At 73.5% G+C, this 6,173-nt stretch carries 6 protein-coding genes and 1 pseudogene; 2 read left to right on the top strand and 5 right to left on the bottom strand.

Features of this window, described 5'->3' with window-relative positions:
* The 4 genes and pseudogenes from EAO73_RS26390 to EAO73_RS26375 form a co-directional block, all read right to left on the bottom strand.
* A partial coding sequence (locus EAO73_RS26390; RefSeq protein ID WP_147974089.1) for an ABC transporter ATP-binding protein occupies positions 1-991 on the bottom strand: 991 nt, incomplete at its 3' end.
* A complete protein-coding gene (locus EAO73_RS26385; protein ID WP_147974088.1) occupies positions 988-2,373 on the bottom strand; it encodes an LLM class flavin-dependent oxidoreductase in 1,386 nt (461 codons plus the stop codon). The genes EAO73_RS26390 and EAO73_RS26385, both read right to left, overlap by 4 nt.
* Complete coding sequence (locus EAO73_RS26380; RefSeq protein WP_147974087.1) at positions 2,357-3,154, bottom strand: ABC transporter ATP-binding protein; 798 nt, start codon at positions 3,152-3,154, stop codon at positions 2,357-2,359. Before EAO73_RS26380 ends, EAO73_RS26385 begins: the two co-directional genes overlap by 17 nt.
* Positions 3,130-3,957 (bottom strand): annotated as a pseudogene (locus EAO73_RS26375) (ABC transporter permease); the annotation flags it as partial. The pseudogene EAO73_RS26375 and the gene EAO73_RS26380, both read right to left, overlap by 25 nt.
* Positions 3,958-3,992: 35 nt before the next feature.
* On the opposite strand from EAO73_RS26375, the gene EAO73_RS26370 reads away from it, so the two are divergent.
* Positions 3,993-4,586, top strand: a complete 594-nt coding sequence (locus EAO73_RS26370; RefSeq protein ID WP_147974086.1) for a biotin transporter BioY — start codon at positions 3,993-3,995, stop codon at positions 4,584-4,586.
* Here EAO73_RS26370 and EAO73_RS26365 read toward each other — a convergent pair.
* Positions 4,567-5,865, bottom strand: a complete 1,299-nt coding sequence (locus EAO73_RS26365) for an FAD-binding oxidoreductase (RefSeq protein ID WP_147974085.1) — start codon at positions 5,863-5,865, stop codon at positions 4,567-4,569. The two genes, EAO73_RS26370 and EAO73_RS26365, sit on opposite strands and share 20 nt — an antisense overlap.
* 138 nt (positions 5,866-6,003) lie before the next feature.
* Here EAO73_RS26365 and EAO73_RS26360 point away from each other — a divergent pair.
* Positions 6,004-6,173, top strand: a 170-nt coding sequence (locus EAO73_RS26360) for an RpiB/LacA/LacB family sugar-phosphate isomerase (protein WP_191134231.1), incomplete at its 3' end; no start/stop codon positions are given.

Here is a 6,173-nt window from a genome sequence, read left to right as displayed (position 1 = left end):
CGACCTCCAGGACGCGTTCGGCGCCGGCGCGGGCCTGCTGCCAGACGGTGAGCAGGGTGGCGACCTGGCGTACGGGGGTGACGAAGGAGCCCAGGTAGGTGGTGAACGCGAGGAAGGTGCCGAGCGATATCCGGCCGTGCAGGGCCATCCAGCCGCCGAGCGCCAGCACGGCGACCTGGCCGAGCGCGGGGACCGCCTGGAGGGCGGGGTTGTAGCGGCTGGTGAAGCGGACGACGCGCAGCCGGGAGGCGAAGAGGTGGCGGGCGCGTGCTTCGAGGCCGGTGAGTTCGCGCTGTTCCTGGCCGAAGCCCTTCACCACCCGGACGCCGGTGACGGTCGCCTCGACGGTGGAGGCGACCTCGGCGGCCTCCTGCTGGGCATGCCAGTTGGCGGGGAACAGCTCGCGGCGGCTGCGCAGGGCGATCAGCCAGAGCAGCGGGCCGACGACCAGCGCCACGACGGTCAGCAGCGGGGACAGGTACGCCATGACGACCAGCGAGAACAGGAACATCAGCGCGTTGCCCGTGAGGTTGGGCAGGAACTGCAGCAGGGTCTGGATGAGCGTGATGTCGGAGATGGACCGGCTCACCACCTGCCCGGTGCGCAGGTCGTCCTGCTGGGCGCCGCCGAGCCGGAGCAGCGCGGCGAACGCGTCGTTGCGCAGGTCGTACTGGACCCCCAGGGAGAGCCGCCCCGAGCGGTAGCGGCGGGTGAAGGCCGCGCCGAACCGGAGCGCGCCGAGCGCGACGAGCAGCCCGGTCCAGGGGGCGAGGGACGCGGTGGTGCCGGCCGCCACCCCGTCCACCACGTGCCGCAGCACGAGGGGCAGGGTGGCGGTGGCGACGGCGGCGGTCACGGCGGCGCCGAAGGCCATGAGGAGATCGGTGCGGTGGCGCAGGCAGTAGCCCAGCAGCCGCCGCGCCCAGCCGGGCGGCGGCTGCCGGACCGTACCTCCGCCCGGCCCGGTCCCCGGGTCAGGACAGTCGGTCACCGGGCCTCCGCCAGGCCGATGCCGTAGTCGTCGGCGCCGCGGACGATGTCGTCGAAGAGGCGGTTGGCGGGGCGCGGCAGTCCGTAGTGGCCGCGCAGGGTGCTCGCGGTGTACTCGGTGCGGAACAGGCCGCGCTCCTGGAGGATCGGCACCACCCGGTCCACGAAGACCTCCAGGCCGGACGGGAGGACGGCGGGCATGATGTTGAAGCCGTCGGCGGCCCCGCTGTCGTACCAGTGCTCGATGGTGTCGGCGACCTGCTCGGCGGTGCCGGCGAAGGTGCGGTGGCCGCGCCCGCCGCCGAGCCGCGCGATGAGCTGACGAACCGTCAGCCTCTCGCGCCTGGCCAGCTCCACGATGAGGGTGTAGCGGCTCTTGGCGCCCTCGATGTCGTCCTCGGTGGGGATGTCCTCGGGGAGTTCCGCGTCCAGGTCCAGGTCGTCGGGGGCGATCTTCAGCCGCTTGGCGAGCTGGATCTTGGCGTACTCGGGGACGATGAGGTTCTCCAGCTCGGCGTCGAGCTCCAGCGCCTCGGCCTCGGTGTCGCCGATGACGGGGACGATGCCGGGCAGGATCTTGATGCCGTCGGGGTTGCGGCCGAGGGCGGTGGCGCGCTCCTTGACGTCCTTGTAGAAGGCGATGCCCTCCTCCAGGGTCTGCTGGGCGGTGAACACCGCCTCCGCGTACCGGGCCGCGAAGTCCTTGCCGTCCTCGCTGGAGCCTGCCTGGACGAGCAACGGGTAGCCCTGCGGGGGACGTTGTACGTTGAGCGGCCCGTCGACGCGGAAGAACTCGCCCCGGTGCCCGATCTGCCGCACCCGCTCGGCCAGCGCGTGCACCCCGCGCGCCTTGTCGGCGATCACCGCGTCGTCGGCCCAGCTGTCCCAGAGCTTGGTGGACACCTCGACGAACTCGCCGGCGCGCCGGTAGCGGTCGCGGTGCAGCGGGGTGTCGTCCAGGCCGAAGTTGCGGGCCGCGTCGGCGCCCGCGGTGGTGACGATGTTCCACCCGGCCCGGCCGCCCGAGACATGGTCCAGCGAGGCGAACCTGCGGGCCAGGTTGTACGGCTCGTTGTAGCTGGTGGACGCGGTGGCGATGAGGCCGATGTGGCGGGTGGCCCCGGCTAGTGCGGTGAGCAGGACGGTGGGTTCCAGCTTGGCGGCGGGCCGGCGGCCGGGGTCGCCCATCAGGACGGGGCTGTCGGCGAGGAACAGCGAGTCCAGCCTGCCGCGTTCCGCGATCCGGGCGAGGTTCTTGTAGTGCTCGATGTCGGAGTTGGCCTCGGCCGGGCTCTCGGGGAGCCGCCAGGACGCCTCGTGGTGGCCGGTGGACATGAGGAAGGCGTTGAGGTGGAGCTGCTTGCGCTCAGGCGTGGTGGTCATGGGAGTCCTTCGCATCGGTGAGGGGCTGGGGGCCGCCGACCCCGAGGGCGGTGAGCAGGGTGTCGCGGTATTCCTGGAAGCGGGGGTCGCGGCGGGAGCGCGGGGTCGGCAGGTCGACGGTGAGGTCGACGGAGATCCGGCCGTCCTCCAGGACCAGGACCCGGTCGGCCAGTTCGACGGCCTCGTCGACGTCGTGGGTGACCAGGAGCACCGCGGGGCGGTGGCGTTCATAGAGTTCGCGCAGCAGGTCGTGCATCTTGATCCGGGTCAGCGCGTCCAGGGCGCCGAACGGCTCGTCGGCGAGGAGGAGTTCGGGTTCGCGGACCAGGGCGCGGGCGAGGGCGGCGCGCTGCTGTTCGCCGCCGGACAGCTCGTGCGGCCAGGAGCGGTCGCGGCCCTTCAGGCCGACCTCGGCGAGGGCGGTGAGGCCGCGTTCCCGGGCGCCGGGGCCGCGCAGCCCGAGGGTGACGTTGTCGATGAGCCGGAGCCAGGGCAGCAGCCGGGAGTCCTGGAAGGAGAGCGAGACCCGGTCGGGGACGGTGAGTTCGCCGGAGCCCTCGACGGTGTGGTCGAGTCGGGCGACGGCGCGCAGCAGGGTGGACTTGCCGGAGCCGCTGCGGCCGAGCAGGGCGGTGAACTCGCCGGGTGCGACGGTGAGGTCGAGCTCCTTGAGGATGTCGCGGTCACCGAATCGGCGGACCAGTTTCCGGGTGCGGATGGCGGGGCGCGCGGCGACGGCCGTCGCGCCGGGGCCGGTCAGCCCGCCAGGGTGCGTCGCCATGACAGGACCTTCCTCTCGACGGCGCGTACCGCCGCGTCCGATGCGAAGCCGAAGATCCCGTAGGCCACCAGGCCCACGATGATCACGTCGGACTGGGCGTACTGCTGGGCCTGGAACATCATGTAGCCGATGCCGCTGGTGGCGTTGATCTGCTCGACGACGATCAGCCCGAGCCAGGAGGCGGTGACGCCGAGGCGGAGGCCGACGAAGAAGCCGGGCAGCGAGCCGGGGACGACGACCTTGCGGATGAACTGCGCGCGGCTCAGGTCGAGCCCTTCGGCGAGTTCGACGTACCGGCTGTCGATGCCGGTGAGCGAGGCGTACGTGTTGATGTACATGTTCACCGCGACGCCGAGCGCGATGACGGTGACCTTCATCTGCTCGCCGATGCCGAGCCAGAGGATCAGCAGCGGGAGCATGGCGAGGGAGGGGATGGCGCGCTTGATCTGGAGCGGGCCGTCCAGGAGGTATTCGCCGGTCCGGCTGAGTCCGGCGGCGACGGCAAGGAGGACCCCGGCGCTCACCCCGAAGAAGAGGCCGAGCCCGGCGCGCTGGAGCGAGATGAGGACGTTGTCCTGGAGCCGGCCGCTGGAGACGAGGTCCGACGCGGTGGACAGGACGGTGCCGGGTCCGGAGAGGATCCGGGGGTCCAGATAGCCGGTGGCGGAGGCGGCCCACCACAGGGCGATGACCAGGACCGGGCCGATGAGCCGCCCGAAGGGGACGGCCCGGCCGGGGCCCAGCCGTCTGCGGGTGCCCCTGGGTGCCGGGGCCGGTGCCTTGGCGGGGGCGGCGGCCGTGGTGACCGGAGGGACACCCTCACCCCGCGGAGTCCCCGATGAGCACTGCTGCCGCCCCCGTCCGCACCGGAGCGGTCCTCGCCGACCTGCTGCCCGCCGCCCGGCACCGCTACGCCGTGGACACCGCCCTGGTGCTCGGCGGCGCCGCGCTCACCGGGATAGCCGCCCAGATCGCCGTGCCGGTCCCGGGCTCCCCGGTCCCGGTCACCGGCCAGACGTTCGCGGCCCTCCTCGTCGGCACCGCGCTCGGCGCCCGCCGCGGCTTCCTCTCCCTCGCCGTGTACGCGCTCGTCGGCATGGCCGGCCTGCCGTGGTTCGCGGGCGGCACCTCCGGCGCGGGCGGCGCCTCCTTCGGCTACGTCCTCGGCATGCTGCTGGCCGCCACCGTCGTCGGCGGCCTCGCCCGGCGCGGCGGCGACCGCTCCGTGCTGCGCACCGCCGGGACGATGGTGCTCGGCTCGGCGATCATCTACGCGGTCGGCGTGCCGTACCTGGCGCTGTCCACCGGCATGTCGGCGAGCGCCGCGATCGCCGCGGGCCTGACGCCGTTCCTGCTCGGCGACGCGCTGAAGGCGGCGCTGGCCATGGGCGCGCTGCCCGCCTCCTGGAAGCTCATCGGCCGCCGGGGCTGACACCGTAAGGACCTCCGAAGAGGCTCGCCGGGTCGTATCGCGACACCAGACCGGCGAGCCTCTTCGCTGTCCGGGGGCCGTGGAGGCGGTCCGTGCGGTCGCCGCCGCCGAAGGAGAAGTTCAGCGAACGGCCGACGACCAGCGGCCCGAGGGCACCGGCCACCTCTGCGTGCAGGGCCCGCGCGGAGGCCACGTCCGTACCGTCCAGCGGGGTGAGCAGCCGCAGCAGGTACGCGGCCTCGCGGTACGGCACCGCGCTGTCCGGGTCCGGCGCGGCGGCCAGCGCGCCGCCGAGGTGGTTGAGCTGCACCACGGTCATCGCCGGCGCGGCCCGCCCGGTGAGTTCCAGCACCCGTGCCGCCCGCCCGGCGTCCAGCCCGCTCAGCATCAGCCCGTCCCCGTAGTACGCGTGCGGGAACGGCGGGTCGTTGTGGATGGTGTGGCTGTCGGTGTACGGCATCTCCCGCAGCGAGTCCCTGAGCGCCGACCCGGCCGCCCGCAACGGCGCGACCAGCCGCTCGCCCTCCTTTGCCGCCCCGGTGAACGCGACCCGAACCGACAGCACGTACCGCCCGCGCAGCTCCTCGGGCACCTGCGGGATCGGCGGGTAGACCATCGCGGCCACCGACGACGTGACCGTGTCCGGCACGGTCCGCGTCCACTCCAGCCAGCGGCGCACCACCACGGCCGCCCCGTCCCCGTCCCCGTCGAAGGCGAGCACACCGCCGTACAGCCGGGCGACCGGGACGAGCCCCACCTCCAGGCCGGTCACCGCGCCCAGCCGGTGCCCGCCGCCGCGCAGCCCCCAGAACAGCTCCGGCTCCCCGTCGGCGGTCACCCGGCGCGCCGACCCGTCGGCCGTCACCAGGTCCAGCGCACGCACCCGGTCCGCCGCGTAACCGAACTCCCGGGCCAGCACCCCGAGTCCGCCCCCGAGCGTGTACGAGACCGCGCCCACACCGGGCGACGAGCCGTTGAGCGGCGCCAGGCCGTGCGGCGCGGCGGCCTCGATCACCTGCCCCCAGGTGACACCCGCGCCGATCCACGCCGTACGGCGCTCCGGATCGACGCGGACCTCGTCGAGGCGGCGGGTGCTGATCAGGACCCCGCCGTCGACGGGGCCGGGCAGGCCGTGGCCGGTGGCGTGCAGGGCGATCCGGTGGCCCTCGCGGGCGGCGCGGGCCACCGCGGCGCGTACCTCCTCGGCGTCGGCGGCCTCGACGACGAGGTCCGGGCGGACGGGGAAACCGGTCTGGAATCCGGCGGGGACGGCGGTCATGGCGTGCTCTCCAGTCGCTCGCTCGATCAGGTGCGCACCCAGCCTCCCCGCCCTACACGACATCCACTGTCAGGTATCGCCGCGCGCCCGAACCCCCCGTCGTCGGCCGCCCGGCGCCGCTCGTGCCACACTCCTCCCATGCGCGTGTACCTCGGATCCGACCATGCCGGTTACGAACTCAAGAACCACCTCGTCGAGTGGCTCAAGGCACAGGGCCACGAAGTCGTCGACTGCGGTCCCCACGTCTACGACGCCCAGGACGACTACCCGCCGTTCTGCCTCCGGGCCGCGGAGAAGACGGCCGCCGA

Origin of the sequence: Streptomyces sp. col6, assembly GCF_008042035.1 — a bacterium.
GTDB lineage: Bacteria > Actinomycetota > Actinomycetes > Streptomycetales > Streptomycetaceae > Streptomyces.
The sequence above is the reverse complement of the archived record's forward strand: the minus strand, read 5'-3'. Positions and strand labels throughout refer to the sequence as shown.

Bases quoted from the DNA above. Each gene is read 5' to 3' on its own strand.
- EAO73_RS26380 (WP_147974087.1), bottom strand. From the start codon at position 3,154: ATGGCGACGCACCCTGGCGGGCTGACCGGCCCCGGCGCGACGGCCGTC.
- EAO73_RS26370 (WP_147974086.1), top strand. From the start codon at position 3,993: ATGAGCACTGCTGCCGCCCCCGTCCGCACCGGAGCGGTCCTCGCCGAC.
- EAO73_RS26365 (WP_147974085.1), bottom strand. From the start codon at position 5,865: ATGACCGCCGTCCCCGCCGGATTCCAGACCGGTTTCCCCGTCCGCCCG.
- EAO73_RS26385 (WP_147974088.1), bottom strand. From the start codon at position 2,373: ATGACCACCACGCCTGAGCGCAAGCAGCTCCACCTCAACGCCTTCCTC.